This is a genomic window from Nitrospira sp., from assembly GCA_029194665.1.
In the GTDB taxonomy this organism is placed as follows: domain Bacteria; phylum Nitrospirota; class Nitrospiria; order Nitrospirales; family Nitrospiraceae; genus Nitrospira_D.
This window is the reverse complement of the sequence record JARFXO010000006.1, coordinates 198,284-219,291: the sequence shown is the minus strand read 5'-3', so window position 1 is coordinate 219,291 and position 21,008 is coordinate 198,284. Positions and strand designations below refer to the sequence as shown.

General features: G+C 55.8%; 23 protein-coding genes. 12 read left to right on the top strand and 11 right to left on the bottom strand.

All coding sequences use genetic code 11. The features are described from left to right. Positions 1 to 333: 333 nt before the first annotated feature. Positions 334 to 882 carry a hypothetical protein gene (locus P0119_19140; protein ID MDF0668165.1) on the top strand — a complete coding sequence of 183 codons (549 nt, stop codon included), beginning with the start codon at positions 334 to 336 and terminating at the stop codon, positions 880 to 882. Between the two features lie 172 nt (positions 883 to 1,054). Here the strand turns inward: P0119_19140 and P0119_19135 are convergent, their stop codons facing one another. The 4 genes from P0119_19135 to metK all read right to left on the bottom strand — a co-directional run bounded on the left by P0119_19135 (position 1,055) and on the right by metK (position 5,698). Beyond that, entirely contained in the window at positions 1,055 to 1,582 is a 528-nt protein-coding gene (locus P0119_19135; GenBank protein ID MDF0668164.1) for a hypothetical protein, read from the bottom strand. Positions 1,583 to 1,626: 44 nt separating this feature from the next. Beyond that, complete coding sequence (locus P0119_19130; protein ID MDF0668163.1) at positions 1,627 to 2,829, bottom strand: hypothetical protein; 1,203 nt, start codon at positions 2,827 to 2,829, stop codon at positions 1,627 to 1,629. 338 nt (positions 2,830 to 3,167) lie between these two features. After that, complete coding sequence (ahcY, locus tag P0119_19125) at positions 3,168 to 4,427, bottom strand: adenosylhomocysteinase (GenBank protein MDF0668162.1); 1,260 nt, start codon at positions 4,425 to 4,427, stop codon at positions 3,168 to 3,170. A gap of 122 nt (positions 4,428 to 4,549) precedes the next feature. After that, a complete protein-coding gene (metK, locus tag P0119_19120) occupies positions 4,550 to 5,698 on the bottom strand; it encodes a methionine adenosyltransferase (protein MDF0668161.1) in 1,149 nt (382 codons plus the stop codon). A gap of 324 nt (positions 5,699 to 6,022) precedes the next feature. On the opposite strand from metK, the gene P0119_19115 reads away from it, so the two are divergent. Then, positions 6,023 to 6,577, top strand: coding sequence for a TlpA disulfide reductase family protein (locus P0119_19115; GenBank protein ID MDF0668160.1), 555 nt, complete (start codon positions 6,023 to 6,025; stop codon positions 6,575 to 6,577). Between the two features lie 2 nt (positions 6,578 to 6,579). Further along, entirely contained in the window at positions 6,580 to 7,326 is a 747-nt protein-coding gene (locus P0119_19110; protein ID MDF0668159.1) for a cytochrome c biogenesis protein CcdA, read from the top strand. Between the two features lie 84 nt (positions 7,327 to 7,410). On the opposite strand, the gene bamD is transcribed toward P0119_19110, so the two are convergent. Further along, entirely contained in the window at positions 7,411 to 8,277 is an 867-nt protein-coding gene (gene bamD / locus P0119_19105) for an outer membrane protein assembly factor BamD (protein ID MDF0668158.1), read from the bottom strand. A 257-nt stretch (positions 8,278 to 8,534) separates the two neighbouring features. Between bamD and P0119_19100 the strand changes: the two genes are divergently transcribed. From P0119_19100 to P0119_19090, 3 genes are all read left to right on the top strand, one after another. After that, positions 8,535 to 9,527: a ketoacyl-ACP synthase III gene (locus P0119_19100; GenBank protein MDF0668157.1), complete on the top strand. Its 993-nt coding sequence runs from the start codon at positions 8,535 to 8,537 to the stop codon at positions 9,525 to 9,527. Positions 9,528 to 9,600: 73 nt separating this feature from the next. Next, on the top strand, positions 9,601 to 10,221 hold the full coding sequence (locus P0119_19095; protein ID MDF0668156.1) for a DUF47 family protein: 621 nt from the start codon (positions 9,601 to 9,603) through the stop codon (positions 10,219 to 10,221). Positions 10,222 to 10,319: 98 nt separating this feature from the next. Beyond that, positions 10,320 to 11,312: an inorganic phosphate transporter gene (locus P0119_19090; GenBank protein ID MDF0668155.1), complete on the top strand. Its 993-nt coding sequence runs from the start codon at positions 10,320 to 10,322 to the stop codon at positions 11,310 to 11,312. On the opposite strand, the gene P0119_19085 is transcribed toward P0119_19090, so the two are convergent. The 5 genes from P0119_19085 to P0119_19065 form a co-directional block, all read right to left on the bottom strand. Further along, positions 11,285 to 13,144, bottom strand: a complete 1,860-nt coding sequence (locus P0119_19085; GenBank protein ID MDF0668154.1) for an ATP-binding protein — start codon at positions 13,142 to 13,144, stop codon at positions 11,285 to 11,287. The genes P0119_19090 and P0119_19085 overlap by 28 nt on opposite strands. Then, positions 13,141 to 13,851 carry a response regulator transcription factor gene (locus P0119_19080; GenBank protein MDF0668153.1) on the bottom strand — a complete coding sequence of 237 codons (711 nt, stop codon included), beginning with the start codon at positions 13,849 to 13,851 and terminating at the stop codon, positions 13,141 to 13,143. Before P0119_19080 ends, P0119_19085 begins: the two co-directional genes overlap by 4 nt. A gap of 158 nt (positions 13,852 to 14,009) precedes the next feature. Further along, positions 14,010 to 15,800 (bottom strand): hypothetical protein, encoded by a 1,791-nt coding sequence (locus tag P0119_19075; protein ID MDF0668152.1) that lies wholly within the window; start codon positions 15,798 to 15,800, stop codon positions 14,010 to 14,012. A gap of 66 nt (positions 15,801 to 15,866) precedes the next feature. Beyond that, entirely contained in the window at positions 15,867 to 16,892 is a 1,026-nt protein-coding gene (locus P0119_19070; protein MDF0668151.1) for a methyltransferase, read from the bottom strand. 53 nt (positions 16,893 to 16,945) lie between these two features. After that, positions 16,946 to 17,329: a hypothetical protein gene (locus P0119_19065; protein MDF0668150.1), complete on the bottom strand. Its 384-nt coding sequence runs from the start codon at positions 17,327 to 17,329 to the stop codon at positions 16,946 to 16,948. A 266-nt stretch (positions 17,330 to 17,595) separates the two neighbouring features. Between P0119_19065 and P0119_19060 the strand changes: the two genes are divergently transcribed. From P0119_19060 to P0119_19035, 6 genes are all read left to right on the top strand, one after another. Beyond that, positions 17,596 to 17,838, top strand: coding sequence for a hypothetical protein (locus tag P0119_19060; GenBank protein MDF0668149.1), 243 nt, complete (start codon positions 17,596 to 17,598; stop codon positions 17,836 to 17,838). Beyond that, entirely contained in the window at positions 17,835 to 18,236 is a 402-nt protein-coding gene (locus tag P0119_19055) for a type II toxin-antitoxin system VapC family toxin (protein ID MDF0668148.1), read from the top strand. Before P0119_19060 ends, P0119_19055 begins: the two co-directional genes overlap by 4 nt. Before the next feature lie 169 nt (positions 18,237 to 18,405). Next, positions 18,406 to 18,675, top strand: coding sequence for a ribbon-helix-helix protein, CopG family (locus tag P0119_19050; GenBank protein ID MDF0668147.1), 270 nt, complete (start codon positions 18,406 to 18,408; stop codon positions 18,673 to 18,675). Continuing rightward, entirely contained in the window at positions 18,672 to 19,079 is a 408-nt protein-coding gene (locus tag P0119_19045) for a PIN domain-containing protein (protein ID MDF0668146.1), read from the top strand. Before P0119_19050 ends, P0119_19045 begins: the two co-directional genes overlap by 4 nt. A gap of 201 nt (positions 19,080 to 19,280) precedes the next feature. Next, positions 19,281 to 19,562 (top strand): type II toxin-antitoxin system prevent-host-death family antitoxin, encoded by a 282-nt coding sequence (locus tag P0119_19040; protein ID MDF0668145.1) that lies wholly within the window; start codon positions 19,281 to 19,283, stop codon positions 19,560 to 19,562. Between the two features lie 2 nt (positions 19,563 to 19,564). After that, positions 19,565 to 19,996: a type II toxin-antitoxin system VapC family toxin gene (locus P0119_19035; protein MDF0668144.1), complete on the top strand. Its 432-nt coding sequence runs from the start codon at positions 19,565 to 19,567 to the stop codon at positions 19,994 to 19,996. Positions 19,997 to 20,152: 156 nt separating this feature from the next. Here the strand turns inward: P0119_19035 and P0119_19030 are convergent, their stop codons facing one another. Beyond that, entirely contained in the window at positions 20,153 to 21,004 is an 852-nt protein-coding gene (locus P0119_19030) for an IS3 family transposase (GenBank protein MDF0668143.1), read from the bottom strand. Between the last annotated feature and the right edge of the window lie 4 nt (positions 21,005 to 21,008).

Below are 21,008 nucleotides of genomic sequence, written 5' to 3'. Positions count from 1 at the left end.
ATTGGCCCCTGATCTAAGAAGCCACTGGCCGACGAGACGATCTGGCGGAATTGATCCCTAAGGCAATGAAGGGTCAACTTTTAGCCATTGGACCTTTTTAGGCGGCGGCTTGTAGCAGATTCGTTCTTCACCCTTTTAGGTTCCGGCAGACCTATGTATACTCGCACTCATGAAACCTCGGCAAACAACCATCTCTCAGAAGTCACAACGGCGACCGAGCAAGCTGAGTCAGCAGCTTGCTGACGAGAAGATTGAACGAGCGAGACGTCAGACTCCAGAAGAACGGCTGGCCATCGCATTGAACCTCTCCGATTTCTGCCACGAATTGAACCGGTGTTCTCCGAAGCCCTAAGCCAAATTATTGGACGCTTGGCTCAAGCCCAGAAAGCCCGGCTGCTTCATTCCTACGCGTTGATCGGTGGCTTTGCGGTATCGGCATGGGGTGTTGCGCGAGCTACACAAGACATTGATCTTGCCGTAGCGCTCGGGACATCGGATCCGCAGGCGCTGGCTGCCCACCTTGGGGCTACCTATGAACCGGGCGGCATAGATGACCCACTACGAGGTGTCTTCCGGCTCAGCCTGAAATGTGAAGGACAGGATGTGCCGGTTCAACTGATCGTGCTGCCGTCAAAGATAGCAGCTATTGCATTCAACGGAGTTGAAACACTCACCATACTTGGTTATTCGGTGCCGGTCGTAAACTGGCAAGCTCTCGTGCTCTTGAAGCTCTACGCCGGAGGGCCAGTCGATTTACAGGATGCCCGAAGCATTGTGGCGGTACGAAAACCAACCGGGATAGATCGGGAAAGCCTCATCGCACAGGCCGATGCATTAGGACTTGCTCAAGAAGTGCGAGTTCTGTTTGATTCGGTGGCCTGAGTCAGCGCCTCCTGCATTCACTCTCGGCCTCGATCAGTTATCGCAATCCTCATGATCAAGCCTCGGTGGGGTATCGTGGCACCGATCATATCGCTCTCCCCCTGCATTACTGCCTAACTTTGTAGAAATTCAGCCTGTCCCTATTTTTCTGTTCTTTACCCAATTATTTTGTTCACACATGAACGAAAATGCCGTAGCTGAGAAGTCCAACGCTAAGAAATGTGCACAGGAAGTTGATAGTGGCTAGCCAATTAGGCACAGCATCCTTCGCCCCTTGACGAGCGGTCTCGGCCATCCACTCAGGCAAATGCTTCATCTGTTCAACTCTCAAATCTCGATATTTCTCTCGAGCAAAATTGTCCATCGTGCCCAATGACCAGAAGTAGAGGACGGTGTTCAGAAGAGAGAGAACAAATAGGAAACCGTGATTGGTGTCGTAAAGCAATGCGGCAGAAAGAATGCAGATGAACAAAAACGCCTTTGCCACAGCTGTCATTGGCGGCATTGGTATAACCCATGAGTAAGGAAGTGTTGTAACTTGTAACGCTGTGTAAGCCAAGATAGCAATGCAACTGAACGGGCTCCACGAAAGAACCGTCGCTAGATGATGAGTGGCAGGAAAAAAGAATACGCCTTCTTTTTCCACCACTTTTTCTAGGTGGACCTTCCCAGTGAGACCTTGATGAAGGTAGAGATCCATTGAGATGCTGAGATGAGAAGGCTGGATTAACTGAAGGACTGTGGTTAGCTCACAACGGCTTGTTTGGTTTCGTCCAGATGCTTCTGCAGATAGGTCATGAAGGGAGTGCCGCCGGTGCCTACGGCCGTGGGATTGGTGGTACTGGTTTGATGCTGGCGGTTGATGTAACTGTCGGCGTAACCGATGTGGATTTCTCGGAACTGGGCCAGCAGGCTCACGCAAGCACAGTAGGCGGACCACAGTTCCGGGTGACGCTGCTTGCGAGCATGAACACAGCCGGAAAGGACCGCGCGCCCTTGGCCGTCAGTTTGGCTCTCTAAGGCCTGAAGAAAGGCGCGGTGGCGGGGCGGCATGTATTCTCTCATTTCTTGTAGATACACCGTTAAAGGATCAGGTGCGTGACGGATGCCCAGTCCCGCATCCAGACAAGGGACGATTGAGCTCTGTGCACCGGTCTCACCACGAAACTGCTGCGGTTGTTGTCGATAGGCTTCGACGTTGTCATAAATGAGGCCGTCAGGCAGCGACGGACTGTTCTTCCAGCCGTGGATGTAGGGTCTCACGCGAGTGTAATACACATAGGGATCGCAGCGCTCTTTCATGCGGAGCAGCGTGTCCCGCATGGCAGTCTGCGCGGACGCCAGATCCTGTAACCCCAAGAGAACCTCATCGTCCTTTCCTTCCGAGGCCGCGTTGATCGCTCGCAGCAGCCCTTCCAGGCCAGGCCCCGCCTGCCGCTCAATCTGGATGTGGACGACGACGAACCACTCTTCATCCAGCCCACCGAGAAAGTTCTGCAGCAGCACAATATTGTCGAGCTGAATCGGCTTCATCGGATCAAGCCGGCGCCAATTGTCCAGTGCATAGGAGGCATAGGAAAGGACCGGCGGACGGCTGACCTTCTGGGCGATCTCATACCACGACCGTGCGAGTTGACAGGGAAGCTTGACGGCCGGTTTCCCCGGCGTCTCCCAGACATAGGCATGGCCGGCGAATGAAAGGATTCGCATCGCAGCTCGGTAGTCATCCTCACGCCAGCTCGTTGGAATGGACCGAAGCAACGACGGCTGTTCATCGATAAACCGCTGGACCTGGCGCGTGCTCAGCAACTTCGGCATCTCACGGCTCAGATGGTTTAGCACCGGACAGTCGAGCAGAGTCTCGTGAGGATCAGATGGTAAGAATCCTCGCTCAGAGGAGATGTCAAAATCTGTAAGCGACAGGGGTTGGAATGTGGAGGGGTTCACAGCGGCTCCTTGCCCACACTCTACCACTCGTTCACGATATTGCAATCGGTTGTGGAAACCGATTCTAAACAAAAAGGCCACCTTTTCAGGCGGCCTTTCCCTTTCTCCTCTCTCAAGCAGGTGGGCGTGGGTGCTCTCGCACTGCGCGCATTATCTCACCCACCCACCCGAGCGCGCCGAGTGCGCTCCTTACCTTTTGAGCATCGCCCGAATCAGGATGCTCAAAATGGCATCCCGGCTAGGCCGCAGGGAGCTCGGCGACCGAAGCGTACCCTTGCGGTACGTTGCAGGGAGACGAGCGACTGAGAACAACGCCGGGGGGCATTTTCAGCATCCTGTTACGTCCCCATTTCCCAGGATGCGAGATACTTCTTCTGTTCCGCCGTCAACTGGTCGATCGCCACTCCCATGCCTGCTAGTTTAAGACGCGCAATTTCTTTGTCGATGACCGGAGGTACGGGATAGACCTTTTTTTCGAGCTGTTTGTAATTCTTGACGATATACTCCGCGCTGAGTGCCTGGTTGGCGAAGCTCATGTCCATGACGCTAGACGGATGCCCCTCGGCAGTGGCGAGGTTGACGAGCCGGCCTTCACCGAGCAAGTTGACACGATGGCCATTCTTCTTGAGTGTAAACTGCTCGACGCCGGTACGGACCACCCGGCGTGCCCCGGCCAGCTTTTCGAGGGTTGGGATATCCAGCTCCACGTTGAAGTGGCCGCTGTTACAGACGATGGCCCCGTCCTTCATGGCGGCAAAATGTTCGCCACGGATGACATGGATGTTGCCGGTGACGGTTACGAAGAAATCTCCGACCGGAGCGGCTTGTTCCATCGGCATCACGCGGAAGCCATCCATGACGGCTTCGAGGCCTTTCAACGGATCTATCTCCGTCACGATGACGTCCGCGCCCAAACCTTTCGCCCGCATGGCGATGCCTCGTCCGCACCAACCATAACCCACGACGACGACCACTGAGCCGCAGACCAAGCGGTTCGTGGCGCGCACGATGCCGTCCATGGTGGATTGTCCGGTGCCGTAGCGATTGTCGAACATATGCTTGGTATCGGCGTCGTTGACAGAGATGACCGGAAACTTGAGCACTTTCTTTTCAGCCATGCTGCGTAAACGAATGACGCCGGTGGTTGTTTCCTCCGTCCCCCCAATCACGTTCCGCAGGAGTTCTTTTCGTTTGGAATGCAGGTGCGAGACGACATCGGCGCCGTCATCCATGGTGACATGTGGGCGGTGAGCGATGGCGGACTCGATGTGGCGATAGTAGGTGGGGTTGTCTTCGCCCTTAATCGCAAAAGTTGGAATACCTTCGTGTTGCACCAATGCCGCGGCGACATCGTCCTGCGTGCTGAGGGGGTTTGATGCACAGAGACGGACATCGGCACCACCGGCTTTCAACGTGATCGCCAGGTTCGCCGTTTCAGTGGTCACGTGTAAACAGGCGGTGACGCGAACGCCCTTCAGCGGTTGTTGTCGTTTAAAGCGTTTACGAATCAACCGCAACACCGGCATCGTTGCTTCGGCCCATTCGATCTTCAATCTGCCCTGGTCCGCCAGTTTGATATCTCTGACATCGTAATCCACGAAAGTCCTCCTTCTCGAAAAGAAGGCTCAGGTTAAGGTTGAAGCTGGGCAAAAACCCAACCTCATTCCCTATGCCTGAGCCTCAGTTGCTAAACCTTAACCTTGGCCTCAGCCTGTGGTCGTTACAGTCCCGCGTCTTTGCGCAATGCCTTCGTCTTATCGGTTCTCTCCCACGTGAACTCAGGCTCGGTACGTCCAAAGTGTCCATACGCGGCCGTCTTGCGGAAAATCGGCCGCCGAAGCTTGAGATGATCGATGATGCCCCGTGGAGTCATGGGGAAATGCTTGCGCACGAGTTTGTCCAGAACATCGACCGACACTTTTTCTGTGCCCTTGGTGTCGACGAGTACAGACACAGGATCGGCAACTCCGATCGCGTAAGCCAGCTGCACTTCGCATTTGTCGGCCAAGCCAGCGGCCACAAGATTCTTGGCAATATAGCGAGCCATATAGGAGGCGGAGCGGTCCACCTTTGTAGGATCTTTGCCGGAGAAGGCACCGCCGCCGTGACTGCCATGACCGCCGTACGTGTCGACGATAATCTTCCTGCCTGTGAGTCCCGTGTCGCCCATTGGACCACCGACGACGAAACGACCGGTCGGATTGATGTGATGTTTCACGCCTGTTGGATCATAGAGCCCTTTGGGCATCACGGGCTTGATGACTTTGTCCATGATGTCGCGCTCAATTTGCTTGGTGGTCACATCGGGACTATGTTGCGTGGAGACGACGATCGTATCGATCCGCACGGGCCTGCCGTTCTTGTACTCGACGGTCACTTGAGATTTGCCGTCTGGGCGCACCCACTTTAGAATGTCTGTTTTGCGCACCTCTGCCAGGCGTTTGGTCAGCCGGTGGGCCAGGACGATCGGCATGGGCATGAGCTCGTCCGTTTCATTGGTGGCGTAGCCGAACATCAAGCCCTGATCGCCGGCTCCTCCGGAATCCACCCCCATCGCGATGTCACCTGATTGCTGGTGAATAGCGGTGAGGACCGAGCAGGTATGAAAGTCGAATCCCCACGACGCATCGCAGTAGCCGACGTCCTTGATGACGTCACGGATAATGTCGGGGATTTCGACGTAGGCCTTGGTTGAGATTTCGCCGGCTACAAACGCGATACCGGTGGTTAGGATCGTTTCGCAGGCGACGCGGGAATATTTATCCTGAGCAATGATGGCGTCCAAGATGCCGTCGGAAATCTGGTCGGCGATCTTATCCGGATGTCCTTCAGTGACCGATTCTGAAGTAAACAAGAAATTGTCTCGCATGTGCCCCTCGTGGGTTCAGGTTATGGAAATACCAGCGTTGCTGTATCTGCTGATGGTGAATGTGACGAGTGGTGCTGAGTGACGGATCTCGCACAGACCTGCGCAATTCTAGAGAGATCAGTCGGTTTTGTCCATCACTTCTATCGTAGGGGGAATAAATTTGTCCTTCGTCGTTTGCTTGACTCAGGTTTTTGCGGACTTGTAACATGCTTATATTTCCAGTAAGAACCATGCTGAGCCTGGAGGAAGGAATCCTTAAACCTCAAACCTCTCGATCGCTGATCTTTTGAGGGCAACAAAGTAAATGTCCCTCTGGTCAAGGCCATGAAGAATTCTCTAGTGACTGCTGTTTTCACCTTCGCGTCGGTTGGTGTACTTTTCGCGGCACCTTGCTCTGAGGCGGAGTCGACCCAGACCAAAACGAGGCCGGGCTTCGAACGCGGTGTCGTTCAAGTCGGTGACGAAGCGCCGAATTTCATGCTGCGAGACCTTGCCGGGAACGTCATGAGTTTGTCTCAGCTCAGGGGGAGGGTCGTCCTACTAAATTTCTGGGCGACCTGGTGCGGACCGTGCCGTGTCGAGATGCCGGCGATGGAACAGCTTTATCGAACGTTGCCTCGAAGAGAGTTCGAAATCCTGGCCGTGTCGACGGATCCACAGGGCGCAGCGGTTACCCGTCCGTTCCAGCGGGAAATGGGGTTCACATTTCCCATTCTTCATGACTCGGAGTACCGCGTAGGCCTGGCGTATGGGGCACGTACGATTCCGATCACGTTCATGGTCGATCGCCGAGGCATCGTGCGACAAAAGATTTTCGGTGCACGCGATTGGGACTCACCGGAGGCCCGTGACCTGATTCATGAACTGATGAAATCGTAGCCATGACGCAATCCATCCCACAGATTTCGCTCATTGCCGCCTTTTCGGCGGGGCTCCTTTCGTTCGTGTCCCCGTGCGTGCTGCCGTTGGTACCGAGCTATATTTCCTACATTACCGGCCTGTCGGTCGAGCAGTTGACGGACGCGACCGAACGGGTCAAGTTCAAGAAGGCGATCGTCTTGAACTCGTTGTTGTTTATCCTTGGATTTTCATCGGTCTTCATTGCCTTCGGCGCATCGGCCAGTTTTCTCGGTCAGATCCTGATCTCCTATCAAGACGTGATTCGACGCATTGGTGGTGTGTTGATTGTCGTGTTCGGGCTGTACCTGCTCGGAATTCTGAATCTGAAGTTCCTAAAAATGGAGCATCGGTATCAGTTTCGCAGTAGGCCGGCCGGGTACCTGGGGTCGTTCTTGATCGGTGTCGCTTTTGCCGCTGGTTGGACACCCTGTGTCGGGCCGGTGCTGGGATCCATTCTTCTCTATGCCGGTACGACCGATTCTCTTCTTAACGGAATTGTATTGCTGGCATTTTATTCGTTCGGGTTGGGCCTGCCTCTATTTCTCACGGCACTGGGCATCGATCGATTCTTAGCCTATTTCAAAGAAGTGCGAACCTATCTGTGGGGCGTTTCAACCGTGAGCGGCGTCATGCTGGTCCTCGTCGGCGTGATGATCTACGCCAATTCACTCACCATGGTGACGAGTTTCTTAGAGCGATACGGGATCGGTTGGTATCTTGGGCAATGAAGGGCTGTCGGCTTGTTGAAGTAGGCACTCAGCGACCAGTCTTACCACCGCAGCACTCAATTCTCAGCATTCGCTACTACTGATTCAGCACCAGGCGCCAAGACGACAGACTGTAACGCCTTGTCCCAGCGTGGTGGCAGCGGAAGCACCGAACGAGTCGAGCGACGGAGGGATGCCGAGCGTTCCGATTGCCGGTGGGGATGGATTAGCGGCTGGCCGACTGCTTCGGACCGTCCCTGAGCCTGCGTCGGAAGGGGGCACAGAATCTGGCTTCTGGGCTAGAACCGTACTTGGTTGAGCCCCGCCGATTTTCTTCAGCAATTTTTTACCATCCTCCGAAACTGTACTGTTCGGATGCCTTTCTCCCAATGAGATGAGATTCTCCCTCGCCCAATCGTCGGCTCCCATTTCATGGTATGCCTTGGCGAGGAAGTACAAGGCTTCTGCGGCGGCGGGCTTATCAGGATACTCCTTCAAGATTTGCTGGAATCGATGCGCGGCAGCGAGGTAGGAACCTCGCCGGTAATAGAATTGTCCTACGAAAAGGTGCATCTGAGCGATCCAATCTTGGCATTCCGTGAGTTTTTGCTGAGCCTGGTTCTCATAGCGGCTTCCGGGAAAATCTTTTCTCATCTGCTCAAATGCAGCGATAGCCTTGTGTATCGGTTCGGGATCACGATCGATGGTCTTTGCCATCGCAAAATGAATTTCTCCTATCCTAAAGGCTGCATAGGGAGCCAGGACGTGATTGCGATGGAGCTCCATGAAGTGTTTGTATTCGACCAATGCCTCCGCATACTCTTCTTTCTCAAAATACGCCTCCCCTCGCTTCATGATGACGTTGGGGTGGTAGTGGTTCTCAATCGTATCTCCGAGGAAAATTTGTTCATCGGTGCCACTCAGGGCTTTCTTGATCCCGCTTCGTACGTCGCCGGCTGAGAAATCACCCACGCACGAGACCATGAGCAGAGAGCCAACGCCGAGCCAAGCTGCTAGGCATAAGCCAGATGGCTTGGATAAGGAGATGGAACTGATTCGAATAGTATGGCGGCGCATGGCCGATAGAGATAGCAAGGAAATGGGGAAAAAGCAATCATACAGACGGTTTGGGTGCACTTTGGTTGACCTGTCTCCTCAGGCTCCCTATAATCCCGCCCCACGTTGGAGGTCCGAACAATTTCGTCCACGTAGGTCAGTAGTTGAGGGACATGATCCGAGCAAGAGTCATTGGAACAGGCAGTTATCTCCCCTCTCGGGTTGTACCCAATGAAGAGATCGCTCCTAAACTGGGACTGACCTCGTCGCGAATCCAACGGTTAACCGGGATTCGAACCCGTCACTGGGCCGGAGATCACGAGGCATCTTCCGATATGGCAGTTGCGGCAGGACGTCGGGCACTTGATGCCGCTGATTGCGCGGCTTCTTCCATCGATGCCATCATTCTCTCCACGACCTCTCCCGATATGGTGTTTCCGTCAACAGCCTGTTCGGTCCAACGAGGATTGGGATGTAGACAAGTGGGGGCATTTGATGTGTCTGCCTCCTGTTCTGGATTCTTGTACGGGCTATCGATGGCACAGGCCATGATTCAGAGCGGGCAGGCCAAGACCTGTCTCGTCGTGGCCGCGGAGGTAAAGTCTCGATCGCTCGATCATCAGGATGAAGCGACGGCACTCTTGTTCGGCGACGGCGCAGGTGCCGTCATCCTACAGGGTGAAGAGGACTGCAGCCCTGAGTGGCGAGGGATTCTTGGGATCAGGTTGTATGCCGATGGGGCGCACCACGGGCTCATTCGAGTCCCGGGGGGAGGATCACGGACGCCCTTGTCATCCGTTAGGGTGCGTAAGCGGGAGCATACGCTTCGCATGCAGGGGGCATCGCTGTTTCGGATAGCCGTTCGCCGGATTGAACAGGCTGTGCTGGAGATCTTGAAAGAATTCGGCATCGGTCCCGGAGATCTCGAACAGGTCGTCCTTCACCAAGCGAACGGTCGAATCTTGTCTCACGTTGCCGATCGCCTGGGTATCGACCGGGACCGATTGGCATCGGTGATCGAACGATCTGGCAATACGTCCTCCGCGTCTCTTCCGATCGCGCTCGATGATGCCGTTTGCAGCGGGAATATCTCGCCGGGCGATCTGGTGCTGCTCGGCAGTTTCGGCGGCGGATTCACTTGGGCAACGGGCCTCGTACGATGGTAAGGCCATTGATCGGACGCGGCGGCTTGTCCGGTCTCACATCACCGACGCACCATGTGAATTAGGAGTGTGAGATATGATTTTCGGCCTGCTTCCCAAAGAAGAAGCGTTTTTTGACTTATTTAAACAGGCGGCCCACAACGTCATTGAGGGCAGCCGTCTGCTCAAGGAGCTGATGGAGGACTACACGAATGTCCATCAGAAGATCGAGCAAATCAAGGAAGTGGAACATGTAGGGGACGGGATTACTCACGACATCGCCTTGCGCCTCAATCAAACCTTCCTGACTCCTCTTGACCGTGAAGATATCCACGATTTGGCCAGCGCATTAGATGATATTCTCGACGCGGTGGAAGCGGTGGCCGACCGGTTTGCCATGTACAGGATCACGCAGCCGACCGAGAGCGCGATTCGGCTGGCCGATATTCTTCATCAAGCTTCCGTCGCGGTGGGTCGCGGGGTCGATCATATCGCCATGTCTCATGAGGAAGTGAAAGAGTACAGTGTGCAGGTGAATAGTCTGGAGAACGAGGCTGATCGTGTGTCGCGCGACGCCATTTCAGAGCTGTTTGAGAAAGAGACCAATCCGATCGCCGTCATCAAGTGGAAAGAAATTTATGAAACCTTCGAAGAAGGAACCGACCGTTGTGAGGATGTCGCCAATGTCATCGAGCGCATTGTTCTCAAGCAGTCCTAGTCGTGTGTGAATAGAAAGCCCACCCATGAAGTCTGTGAGTTCTCAAGCCCTTCACCTCGAATGGTTGTCGGGTAGGCGTTTAGTATTTCAATCCAACCATGACTGAACTCAGCGGTATCCTTTTTGTGACAGTGGTGTTGGCGCTTCTGTTCGATTTTTCGAATGGGTGGCACGATTGCGCCAATGCTGTGGCGACGGTCGTCTCCACCCGTGTATTAAGCCCCCTCGCTGCGGTGCTGTTGGCTGGAGTGTTGAATGTCGCCGGAGCGTTCTTTTCGACGGCCGTGGCAAAAATGATCGGGGGAGGCATCGTGTTTCCCGACGCGATCACGAATACCGTGGTGGCCGGAGCGATGGGAGGGGCGATTCTCTGGAATTTTCTCACGCTGATGCTGGGACTGCCGACCAGTTCCTCTCACGCGCTGATCGGTGGACTCGTCGGCTCGGCGGTGGCGCACGGCGGCTGGGCGGTGGTGCAGTTCAACGGCCTGCGCAAGATTCTCGAAGCCATGATTTTTTCTCCCCTCTTGGGGTTCGGGATCGGATTTCTCCTGATGGTCCTGGTCAGCTGGGTGTTTTTTCGAGTTCATCGGGGTGTGGCGACCAAGCTATTCAGCCGACTCCAAGTCGTTTCGGCCAGCTTCATGGCATTCAGTCATGGGGCGAACGATGCTCAGAAAGTGATGGGTGTCATTACACTCGCCCTCGTGGCGTCCGGTCAGTTGACATCAGCGGAAGTGCCGACGTGGGTGATCGTGGCCTGCGCGCTGGCGATGGGGCTTGGAACTACCGTCGGCGGGTGGCGGATCATTCGGACTCTAGGAATCAAAATGGTGAAACTTGAGCCGGTTCATGGATTCTGTGCGGAGACGGCAGCCGCATCGGTCTTGCTGTTTGCCGCACACTTTGGCTTGCCGGTCAGCACGACCCACACCATCACCTCCTCGATCTTAGGTGTTGGATCGACCAAGCGTCTGTCTGCGGTTCGATGGGGAGTGACGAACAAGATCTTTTCAGCGTGGGTGTTTACACTGCCCGGAGCGGCGCTGTTGGGGGCGGGTGTTTATGCCTTGCTTGCTTCGCTCACGTGATGGAGGCTGCCGGCAGCGGTACTGAGCGGCAGACGGACCACAAATCGACTCCCTTGAGGATGATTGGCTTCGACCCACACCTGTCCTCCATGCCCTTCAACGATATGCTTCACGATCGCGAGGCCGAGTCCCGTCCCTCCCAACTCTCGTGACCGGGCTTTGTCGACGCGGTAAAACCGTTCGAAGACACGAGGCCGGTCCTCTTCGGGAATGCCGATTCCGGTATCGGCGACGCTGAGCTCGATCGCCCCGGCCGGTGGTTCGGCATTCCCAGCCGGGTGAGCGAGTTTGGCGCCGATCGTAATGGTCCCACCCGCAGGGGTATATTTGACGGCGTTGTCGAGTAGATTGGTCAGGACTTGTACGAGCCGTCCTTCGTCCCCTGCCACAGGGGGGAGCGATGGATCGACCACCGTGACGAGCCGGTGACGATTTTTGTCGGCGATTGGTTTGATCATCGACAGCGTCCGGTCGATGACGGAGCGCAGTTCAAGCGGGTCCTCTTTTAACGAGACGTCGCCCGATTCGATTTTCGACAGCTCGAGCAAATCTTCAATGATCAGATTCAGCCGATCGCTTTGTTTGAGGATAATTCCCAAGAATGTCGTCGAAGCGGAGGGATCGTCCTTGGCGCCGTCGAGCAACGCCTCGACGTAGCCTTTGATCGAGGTGAGCGGGGTTCGAAGTTCGTGAGAGACATTCGCCACGAAATCTTTCCGTATCTTTTCCAGCCGTCGCAGCTCGGTCATATCGTGGAACACCAATACCACACTGGCCTCGTTTTCCCGCTCACCTCCTGCAGGGGAGGCTTCAATCTGAAGGCAGCGCCCGCTTAGCTGCAGCACAATTTCATCCTGATGATGGGTGCGCGATCGTAGAATGGACGTCACCAGGTCATTGAGCTGTTGATGGCGAAAGAGTTCGGCGCAGGGTCGCCCCCGAGCCTCCACGCGGGAGATGCCGAACATGCGCCCTAAGGCGGGATTGATCTGCAGCACATGGCCGCGGGAGTCCAACACCATCACGCCTTCGACCATCGAGGTCAGCACGGCCAGCAGTTGAGAGCGGTCCTCCGAGAGTTCCTCGATCTTGGCGTGAAGCTGATCCGCCATGTGATTGAGTGTCGAGGCGAGGAGGCCGACTTCATCTTGTGCGGTCGTTCTGACGTGAAATACTTGGTTGTCGGAACCCAATCGGCGGGCGGCCGACGCGATATCCGAAAGAGGTTTGGTAATACTGTGAGCCAGCCAGACGCTCAGCGTCAGGGCGACGAGGAAGGCGATTCCGAGCGCGAGAAAGAGACGTTGCTGTAACTCCGAGAGTTCACGGTCCAGCACGACCATCGGAACGCCTACTCGCACCACGACCGGCGACGCATTCTGGGGTGGCCGCATGAGAATGGCATGGTACATCGTTCGCTCGCCGGTCGTGTGGCTGGGACGGATGTCCTCTCCATGTCCTGTGGAAAGGGCTTGTTGGACTTCGGGCCGAGACCGGTGATTTTCCACGCTGTGCAAGTCGGTATCTCGTACGGCGCTATCGGCGAGCACAGTTCCGTTTGCGGCGACCAGGGTCACACGGGCGGAGGCTCGCTGGCCAAGGTCGCGTGCCATCTCTTGCAAGGAGGAAAGGGTTGCTGGTGAGGAAGGTGAGAAAAACTGCGGTTGAAAGCTGTATTCGACAAGCTTGGCTTTGGCCTCCAACTCATCACCGAATTGTGTGACGTACCGCCGTTCAAGGGAATGAACGGTCATCACGCCGGCGATCAACAGTCCACAGGAGACTGCCACGAGCGTGCCGAGTGCTACTTTCCACCGAATCGACCATGTCATTCTGATACGTTGGAATCTTTGAGCTTATATCCCAATGATTTCACAGACACGATGGCCTCTTCGAGCAGCGGCAACTTCTGTTTCAAACGGCGGATATGCACGTCGACCGTTCTGGTCGTGCCATAGTAATCGTAGCCCCACACAGCATTGAGCAGAACTTCTCGGGTCAATACACGGCCGCGATGCCGCAGCAAATGCTCGAGCAGGCCGAACTCTTTCGCCGTCAGCGGCACCTCTTGTTTCCCGAGACTGACCTCATGCCGCTCCAGATTCATGGTGAGCGCACCATAGTGCTGCGGATTTGATCCACCGGCAGGCACACGTTCGATTCGACGCAGCAGGGCCTTCACGCGGGCGATCAGCGCTTTGGGACTGAAGGGCTTGGTCACATAATCATCGGCGCCCAATTCAAGACCGACGATCGTGTCCGACTCTTCGGCTTTTGCCGTCAGCATGAGGATCGGGAGCATGGCGGTATCAGGAACGGAGCGGAGGCGTTTGCAGACTTCGAGTCCATCCATCTCAGGCAACATCAGATCGAGGACGACCAGATCGGGTTTCTCCTCTTTCACTTTCTTCAGAGCTTCAAGCCCGCTCATGGCGGTGAGAGGTCGAAACCCCTCCTTCTCCAAATAGTGCTTAACGAGCTGCAGAATGTCCTGCTCGTCTTCAACGACGAGGATTTTCTTGTGGTTGGTGAAGCCCATAGGCACTTCAGCCTACGGGGGAGGGGAAAGAGAGTCAAGTGAGAGGAGGGATCGCTAGTTCAACGTCGAGCCAGGAAGCGGAGATTGGCTGCTGGTCTTGCGTAGAACCGCGCGGCCTTCATTTCACCAAGAGGCGTCTAGGTGCTTACCCGGCCTGGTTAGGCCGGGTTGGCCGAAACATCAAGGTGCCTCAAAATCTCTTGCTTTGTCCCACATGAATCACAGAGTTTGCGGAACTCGGCGCGATCAAGTATCCGGTCAACGTAGAGTTCAGCGGTAACGGGATATGGCAAATCTGCATGGAGTCCGCCCCAGCGAATGGAAGGATGGTTAGGCAACAGTGCACCATTGAGGTTCCGAACCGACGCTTGGGGTGGTCGAGCAAAGGTTACGGTGATTGGTCGGCGTGCCCACCCGAGGAATGTCCATACTTTCAATCGATGGCGTTCAATATCGTAGAAAACAGGAACCATTGCCCGTAGATCCAAACGAAGATCAGGATCAGATTCTACTCTGATCGCCCAGTAGGCAAAACGATCTGCGGCATCCCTGGCGGCTGCATCAGAACCTATAGCGGCGTCAGGAGTAAGGCCGAGCTCTCCGCAGACGCTTGTGTGAGCACCGAGAAATAGGGTTTCAATTCCAGCGAGTTCCTCTGCCAGAGGCGTTGAAACTGGTCCGGCTTCTGTTAGTCGATGGAGGTGCTCCAACTCGCTTGGCCCGAAGGTATCCTCCAGAACACGTCGAATGTATCTGTACCCAATTGCTCGGCGGAGGTAGAACGTGGCAAGAGGCTCTGCTGAAAGCACCGGGTCGATTCGGATGTATTTCTCTCTCCCCATGGTTGCGCCAAAGGAGGCTTGTTCGAGTTGCTTGATGTGCGTCTCGCGGGTCAAGGTCAGAAGCCCTTTGAATAGCTCGAGAAGGAGTCCCCTATACTGGTCGTCTAGCTGAAGGCGCTTCGCTTCCGGCATCAGATCAGGGACGACGAGGGGTTCTAGGCTCCACGTTTGATAGTCGTACCATCCAGATTCAGTGTTCGGCTCAAGGTTGAGTTGGTGTGAACGGATCCGGCGGATCATCTCGTCCGCCAGTATGAAGCCCTCTGGGATCGGGTTGACACCGAATAGTTTTTTCATCAGCGTGGTCTCATGTGCGACGGAAGGCGGGAAGAAGCGCATGTCTTGCTGGATACGACCTGTTTCGCCTCGGTCGTAGGCATCCAGGAGACTGCGCAAGTCAGGATGCGCAAATGGGTTCGTGAGGCTCGAGATCAGGCGAAGATGGCGTTCGTAGATGGCCCGTGCCGACTGGTCAGCATGCAATGCGTTCGCCAGGGTTTTGATGCCGGTGATATTCATGCCGCTTTGAAGTAGTCGGTCCTGCTGATAGATATTCTCCAATTGTCGTGACCAGCTGTAGAAACTGATCGGCTTGGAGCGCATCTCGTCGGCAAGGAAGAGCTCGACGGCATGCCGTGCGTTTGCCTCAACGGCGGGTGGAACATCAGTGACAGGTATGTGCCCGAGACGAGCTGCTCCCAAGAGAACGTCCTGTGCGGTTCCAGCCACGGAAGGGTCGGCTCCAGCCAGGACGCGCCCCAGTGATGCGATGAGGGCCGCTTTCCCCGCATGCCGACCGCCGCCGTCCTGTACGGCAACTTCGATAGCCGCAAAGAGTCCCTCGTCGAAGATCTTCGACTTTTGCGCTAAGACTGCGGCGGACATGGGAGCAGTGGGGCAAATTGTATTGAGGTCAAGAATTGGGTAGAGCCGTGTCTCGGCCCTCTGTTGGACCTCATCTGATCCGAATGATCCCCAAAAGTCCTGTTCCTCCGGAGCCTGGATGGCCAACACTTGGGTCGACAGATCAAGCTCTACCTTGAAAGTATCGCTGATAGCCGTTCGTTTCCCTGGGGCTATGAACTCATTGGCCGTTATGAAGTGCATTGATTTGGTCACGCCCGGAAAGGATTTGTCAGGGTACCATTCCAGAGCACACCCATGTTGAACATATTATTTGTAGGCCACTGCCGCGCTCGATGGCCCAGCCAGGTGAATGACCTCGAATCGTGTGAAGCCGACCTCGCCACACCACCGGCGGAAGTCCGCTCCGGAATAATCGAATGCGTCGCCGAATTCAATGAGCATGTTGAGCGACATCAGCAGTCCCTGCACGTTCTCGCGGCGGGCATCATCGATCAACGCCTCGATGGCCACCAGCGCGCCGCCCGGCGGCAAGGCATCGTAGACCGAACGGATCAGGTGCAGCTTTTTTTCGAGATTCCAGTCGTGCAGGATCATGCCCATCGTGATGAGATCGGCTTGCGGGAGCCGGTCCTTGAAGAAGTCGCCGGACGCCGTACGCACGCGACTCTCCAAGCCGGCGGCGGCGATATGTTTCTTCGCGATCGGCTCGACGACCGGTAGATCAAAGCTGGTGCACGTGAGATGAGGGTGCCGTTTCGCGACCTCGATGCTGAGCAGTCCGGTCGCACCGCCCACATCGCAGAGGGTCCTGAAGTTCGAGAAGTCAAATTTCTCCGCGAACGTTTCGAAATTGAGGCGCGAGAGTCCAGTCATCGCAGCCATGAATTGTTCCAACCTTGGAAGGTTCGAATAGAGTTCCTCAAACATCCCTTTCTGTCCGTGCTTGATCTCGTTCTGGGGCTGTCCCGTCCGTAACGCCTCGGGCAAATCATTCCAAAATTTGTACAATCGCTCATTGAGCATGACCAGAATCCCACCGATGTACCTTGGGCTTGCTGCATCGAGGAACATGGCGCCTTCCGGCGTATTGAAATACTTCGCTTGTGGACCCTCACCGTCGCGGTCGAGAAACTTCATCGCTACGAGGGCATCGAAAAAGTCTGGATCAGCGCGGGAGTGGAATTGCAATTCTTTGCCCAGCTCCGCTCCAGTGAGCCGACGACCGGCGAGAGTGGTGAACAGACCTACCTCGACAGCCGTGAGTAGGACCTTGGAACCCCAAAAGCCGAAGGCGGTCTGCAAAATGGAAGATGGAGTTGGAATCGTATTCATACGATAGCGCCCCCTTGCTATTCTCCTCTCACCGATCTACTTACTTCCCGGCCTTAAACATCAACGAGAAGTCCGCAGATACTGATGAACACCCGTACATTGCCCGTAGCATCCTTACGCGCTACCGAAAACCGGAGATCGGACTTGGGATCTGCGTAGAGGGCTGCTTCCTGGCTCCCAAAAAATCTCGTTGGAAACTCGGGCTCATCTATTTCTGAAATGCCGGTTGGTGCGATCGGATAGATGCCGACTTCCGCTCGTGTCGTCACGTGAATGGCGTAGAAGAGGGATTGATTTGGGTGTCCAAACCCATTGATGCCGAGGAATTTGACGTCGAATCGTTTCCTGGCGGGCACGGTATAGATCACGACATCCTTGTCGTTTTCTCCGCCATTCAAATTGACGACAATCCCCGTTTGAAAAGGTCGTTGTGCCATACGAGGTGGCCTCCTTTGATAATCAGAATCAGAGAGGGAAGTGGTTCAGCTGCCGCTAACGATGCACTCTCTCATCACATAGCGAGGGTACGGAGGACGGGAGAGAGAGTCAAGCGGATAGGGCAGGGTATAGAACCCTGTCGATTCGCCCGGAGGGGTGGGTATATTCTACCAAGCTGCTTCTGGGACGGCACTTGGCCGGGTGGTGCTGTAAGGATAGTATCCATATCGGTAGCATTATGGATGCCCACTGAGAGGAGGCGGCGATGGCGACTCTGGCTATCAAGAATGTTCCGGAACCGGTGGTAAAGCGGCTTAAACAACAGGCAGCCGCGCGGCATCGAAGCCTGAATTTTCAGGTCATCTCGTATCTCGAACAGATGACGCACAGCGCCCCAGTGGATGCGGATGCGTTGTTAGCTCGCGCTCGGGTACTTCGTCGTACGCAGAAAGGAGTCAAAGTGACGGATCGATTCCTGGGAGAACTGAAAGTAATCGGTCGGCCATGATCGTGGCCGATACGAATGTCTTGATTTATCTGTATGTCCAAGGGCAATGGACGGCTGAGAGCGAAGCCGTGCTGCGACGCGATCCTTCATGGGCGGCTCCGTTGCTGTGGCGATCTGAATTTCGCAATGTGCTGATCGGGCTCGTCCGCAAGCGGGCACTGTCGCTGGAGGCAGCGGCGGCTATCGCCGAAGAGGCAGAACGGTGGCTGGCCGGCCATGAGTACAGCGTCATCTCTCATCACGTGCTGAGCCTCGTGGCGCAATCCGGCTGCTCGGCCTCCGATTGTGAGTTTGTCGCCCTGACGAAAGATTTGCGAGTGCCCTTGGTGACGACGGACCGGCAGATCCTCAGGGCATTTCCTGCCATAGCGGTCTCACCATCCGCGTTTGTTGGCTGAGTATGGAAAGGACAGTGACACCGGTGGCAGAATCCTGAAACACAAAGGTATCCGGCCCCTTAACTTCTGCCCAAGTGTATCTCAAGGATTCGAGGGAAGTGTGGGATAATTGTTGTGCAAGCGGAGCACCTGTAGTACAATGGCGTCCTACAAATAGGAGGACGCTAAGATGCCGTTGACGGTTCGGGTGGACGTGAAGACCGAACGGTTGCTGCTTCGGCTGGCTCGCAAGCGGGGTGAGACGAAATCAGAGATCATTCGAGATGCCATCGGAGTACTTGCCAAGGAGGTTCGCGTTCAAGAAGCGACCGAACCTCCCTATGAGAAAGTGCGGGACCTCATCGGCAGCGTGAGCGGGGGATCCGCCGACCTCTCTACGAGGACGGGAGAAAAGTTTCGCCGCGCGCTGGTTGGCCGACGTGAGAAGCCCGGACGATGATGCTGGTGGATGCCGGGCCGCTCATCGCCCTGATTCATAAAGATGATGCAAATCATGCCCGCTGCGTCGCGGTATTGCAGTCGCTCACCGAGCCACTGCGTACCGTGTGGCCTGCCTTGACTGAGGCGATGTATTTGTTGAGTTTTTCCTGGAAAGCTCAAGAAGCCTTGTGGGAGATGCTGGAGCGAGGCGTCGTCGATCTCGCGACTCTTGAAGAGCGAGACCTATCGAGAATGAGAGAGCTGATGAAGAAATACCGCGATCTCCCGATGGACCTCGCCGATGCCGCATTGGTGACGGTGGGGGAACGGGAGAGAATTCGACGAGTCTTTACACTCGATCGCCGGGATTTCGAAATCTATCGTCCAGCCAAGCTTGGCCGTTTCATCATCCTGCCGAATTAGCGGACAGTTTCTTTCCCACTTGGTGTCTCGTTTCTCAGACGAGCCAGTGTCACGCAGTGGATCTTGGAAAACGATAAGGCCTGAAGCTTCCCGATGCAATCGTTGCCGCCACAGCATTGGCACTGGATGTAACACGGAGAGGCGACGACGGATTCTTGTCTTCATTTGTTAAAGTAGCTACAATAGCCCCTGAGGTCAACCATGAGTCGGATCGGCGTCAAAGAGCTTAAAAACCGCCTCACACACTATCTCCGTCGGACTCAGAAGGGAGAAGAGATCATCGTGACCGACAGAGGACGACCGATCGCGCTGCTCCAGCAAATCGAGACCGGCAAACCCGGGACTCGCGAAGCCCGGCTGGCACAATTGGCGGCACTCGGCAAGATCATCTTGCCGACCGCGGCACCGAGAAGACGGCTGAAGCCGCTGGTCTACCGTGGTCCATCAGTCGGGCGCGTCGTGGTCAATGACCGCGAACGGTGACGATGCTGTACTGGGACACGAGCGCGCTTGTAAAACAATTCATCGAGGAAGCTGGAACCGACGAAGCTCTTTCCTTGCGCACCGGATCTCCGCCCCATGCGACGGCGACGATTACTTACACCGAGACCTTCTCGGCCCTGCGTCGGCGCGTAAGAGAATCCGTACTGGGAGCGCCCGAGTACGAGGAAATCGTGCGCCGTTTTTTACAGGACTGGCCCACCTATGTGCGGATGAATCTGGACGAGGTCGTTCTCGCGCGCTCGAAGGCACTGCTCGAACGATACCCACTGCGCACGCTCGATGCCATTCATCTGGCTTCGGCAATCGAACTGCAAAGTCACCTCGAAGAGCCCTCTGTGCTTATCTCGGCAGATACCCAGCTCCTCAAAGCCGCTGCTGCCGAACGCCTCGAAATCAAACGTCTCCCCTTGTAAGACCCAAGTGTTCAGGACCTCAATGCGGGTTTGCTGCTTGGCCAGCGTGGCGTTGAACTGATCAACTTTATCACTGAGCTTCAGGGTGTTGGCGAACGCCGAAAGGCGATGCACAATACAAGATCTGAGGTGGCCCCGAAACAACAGACACGTGAGTTAAGAGCCACTTCCCTGCCGTTCGAATTCCTCCGGGCTCCGATAGCCGAGGGTTTGATGTAAGCGCTGCCGGTTATAGAAGCCCTCGATATACTCCGCAATGGCATACCGGGCTTCCGTGTGATGGTCAAAGCACCGATGATGCACCAATTCGTTCTTCAAGGAACTAAAGAAGCTCTCCACCGGGGCATTATCGTAGCAGTTGCCTTTGCGGCTCATGCTCGAGAGCACCCCACGTCGTGCTAAGAGCTGCTGATAGAGCGCCGCGCGGTACTGGTTCCCTTGGTCACTGTGATGAATGAGTCCGGGCGCAGGGCGGCGGTGGTGCCACGCCATCCACCAGGCTTCGGCCACGACGGTGAGGGTTTGACGGGGACTCATCGCCCAGCCCACAATCCGGCGTGAGTAGAGATCCAGCACCACCGCGAGGTAGAGCCAGCCCGTGCGAGTCGGCACGAAGGTATAATCGGCCGTCCAGACCCGATTCTTGGCCGAGACCGCAAACTGCTGATTCACCCGATTGGGAATCTCCACAACGGCAGGATGCCGGGCCCGAATCGTACGGGCGTGGCGCCGACGGCGGAGCGTCACCAGCCCCGCCTCCCGTCGCAGTCGCGCCACCCGATGTCGCCCACAGACCAGCCCTTCCCGCTTCAAGAGCTGCCACATCTTGCGCGTTCCATAGGCTTCTCGCGTCTGTTGATGGAGCACGCACATCCGCGTGAGGAGGCGCTGGTTCGCCTGTGTCCGACTACTCGGCGTACGCCGACACCAACCATAGAACCCGCTGCGACTGACCTGGAGTACCCGACACATGCGCGTCACCCGAAACTCCCGCTGATGCCCCTGCATAAAC

Excerpts from the sequence above, each read along its gene's own strand:
- P0119_19135 (MDF0668164.1), bottom strand. The coding sequence starts at position 1,582 with ATGGATCTCTACCTTCATCAAGGTCTCACTGGGAAGGTCCACCTAGAA.
- metK (MDF0668161.1), bottom strand. The coding sequence starts at position 5,698 with ATGCGAGACAATTTCTTGTTTACTTCAGAATCGGTCACTGAAGGACAT.
- P0119_19115 (MDF0668160.1), top strand. The coding sequence starts at position 6,023 with ATGAAGAATTCTCTAGTGACTGCTGTTTTCACCTTCGCGTCGGTTGGT.
- P0119_19110 (MDF0668159.1), top strand. The coding sequence starts at position 6,580 with ATGACGCAATCCATCCCACAGATTTCGCTCATTGCCGCCTTTTCGGCG.
- P0119_19100 (MDF0668157.1), top strand. The coding sequence starts at position 8,535 with ATGATCCGAGCAAGAGTCATTGGAACAGGCAGTTATCTCCCCTCTCGG.
- P0119_19095 (MDF0668156.1), top strand. The coding sequence starts at position 9,601 with ATGATTTTCGGCCTGCTTCCCAAAGAAGAAGCGTTTTTTGACTTATTT.
- P0119_19090 (MDF0668155.1), top strand. The coding sequence starts at position 10,320 with ATGACTGAACTCAGCGGTATCCTTTTTGTGACAGTGGTGTTGGCGCTT.
- P0119_19085 (MDF0668154.1), bottom strand. The coding sequence starts at position 13,144 with ATGACATGGTCGATTCGGTGGAAAGTAGCACTCGGCACGCTCGTGGCA.
- P0119_19080 (MDF0668153.1), bottom strand. The coding sequence starts at position 13,851 with ATGGGCTTCACCAACCACAAGAAAATCCTCGTCGTTGAAGACGAGCAG.
- P0119_19075 (MDF0668152.1), bottom strand. The coding sequence starts at position 15,800 with ATGCACTTCATAACGGCCAATGAGTTCATAGCCCCAGGGAAACGAACG.
- P0119_19070 (MDF0668151.1), bottom strand. The coding sequence starts at position 16,892 with ATGAATACGATTCCAACTCCATCTTCCATTTTGCAGACCGCCTTCGGC.
- P0119_19065 (MDF0668150.1), bottom strand. The coding sequence starts at position 17,329 with ATGGCACAACGACCTTTTCAAACGGGGATTGTCGTCAATTTGAATGGC.
- P0119_19060 (MDF0668149.1), top strand. The coding sequence starts at position 17,596 with ATGGCGACTCTGGCTATCAAGAATGTTCCGGAACCGGTGGTAAAGCGG.
- P0119_19055 (MDF0668148.1), top strand. The coding sequence starts at position 17,835 with ATGATCGTGGCCGATACGAATGTCTTGATTTATCTGTATGTCCAAGGG.
- P0119_19050 (MDF0668147.1), top strand. The coding sequence starts at position 18,406 with ATGCCGTTGACGGTTCGGGTGGACGTGAAGACCGAACGGTTGCTGCTT.
- P0119_19045 (MDF0668146.1), top strand. The coding sequence starts at position 18,672 with ATGATGCTGGTGGATGCCGGGCCGCTCATCGCCCTGATTCATAAAGAT.
- P0119_19040 (MDF0668145.1), top strand. The coding sequence starts at position 19,281 with ATGAGTCGGATCGGCGTCAAAGAGCTTAAAAACCGCCTCACACACTAT.
- P0119_19035 (MDF0668144.1), top strand. The coding sequence starts at position 19,565 with ATGCTGTACTGGGACACGAGCGCGCTTGTAAAACAATTCATCGAGGAA.
- P0119_19030 (MDF0668143.1), bottom strand. The coding sequence starts at position 21,004 with ATGCAGGGGCATCAGCGGGAGTTTCGGGTGACGCGCATGTGTCGGGTA.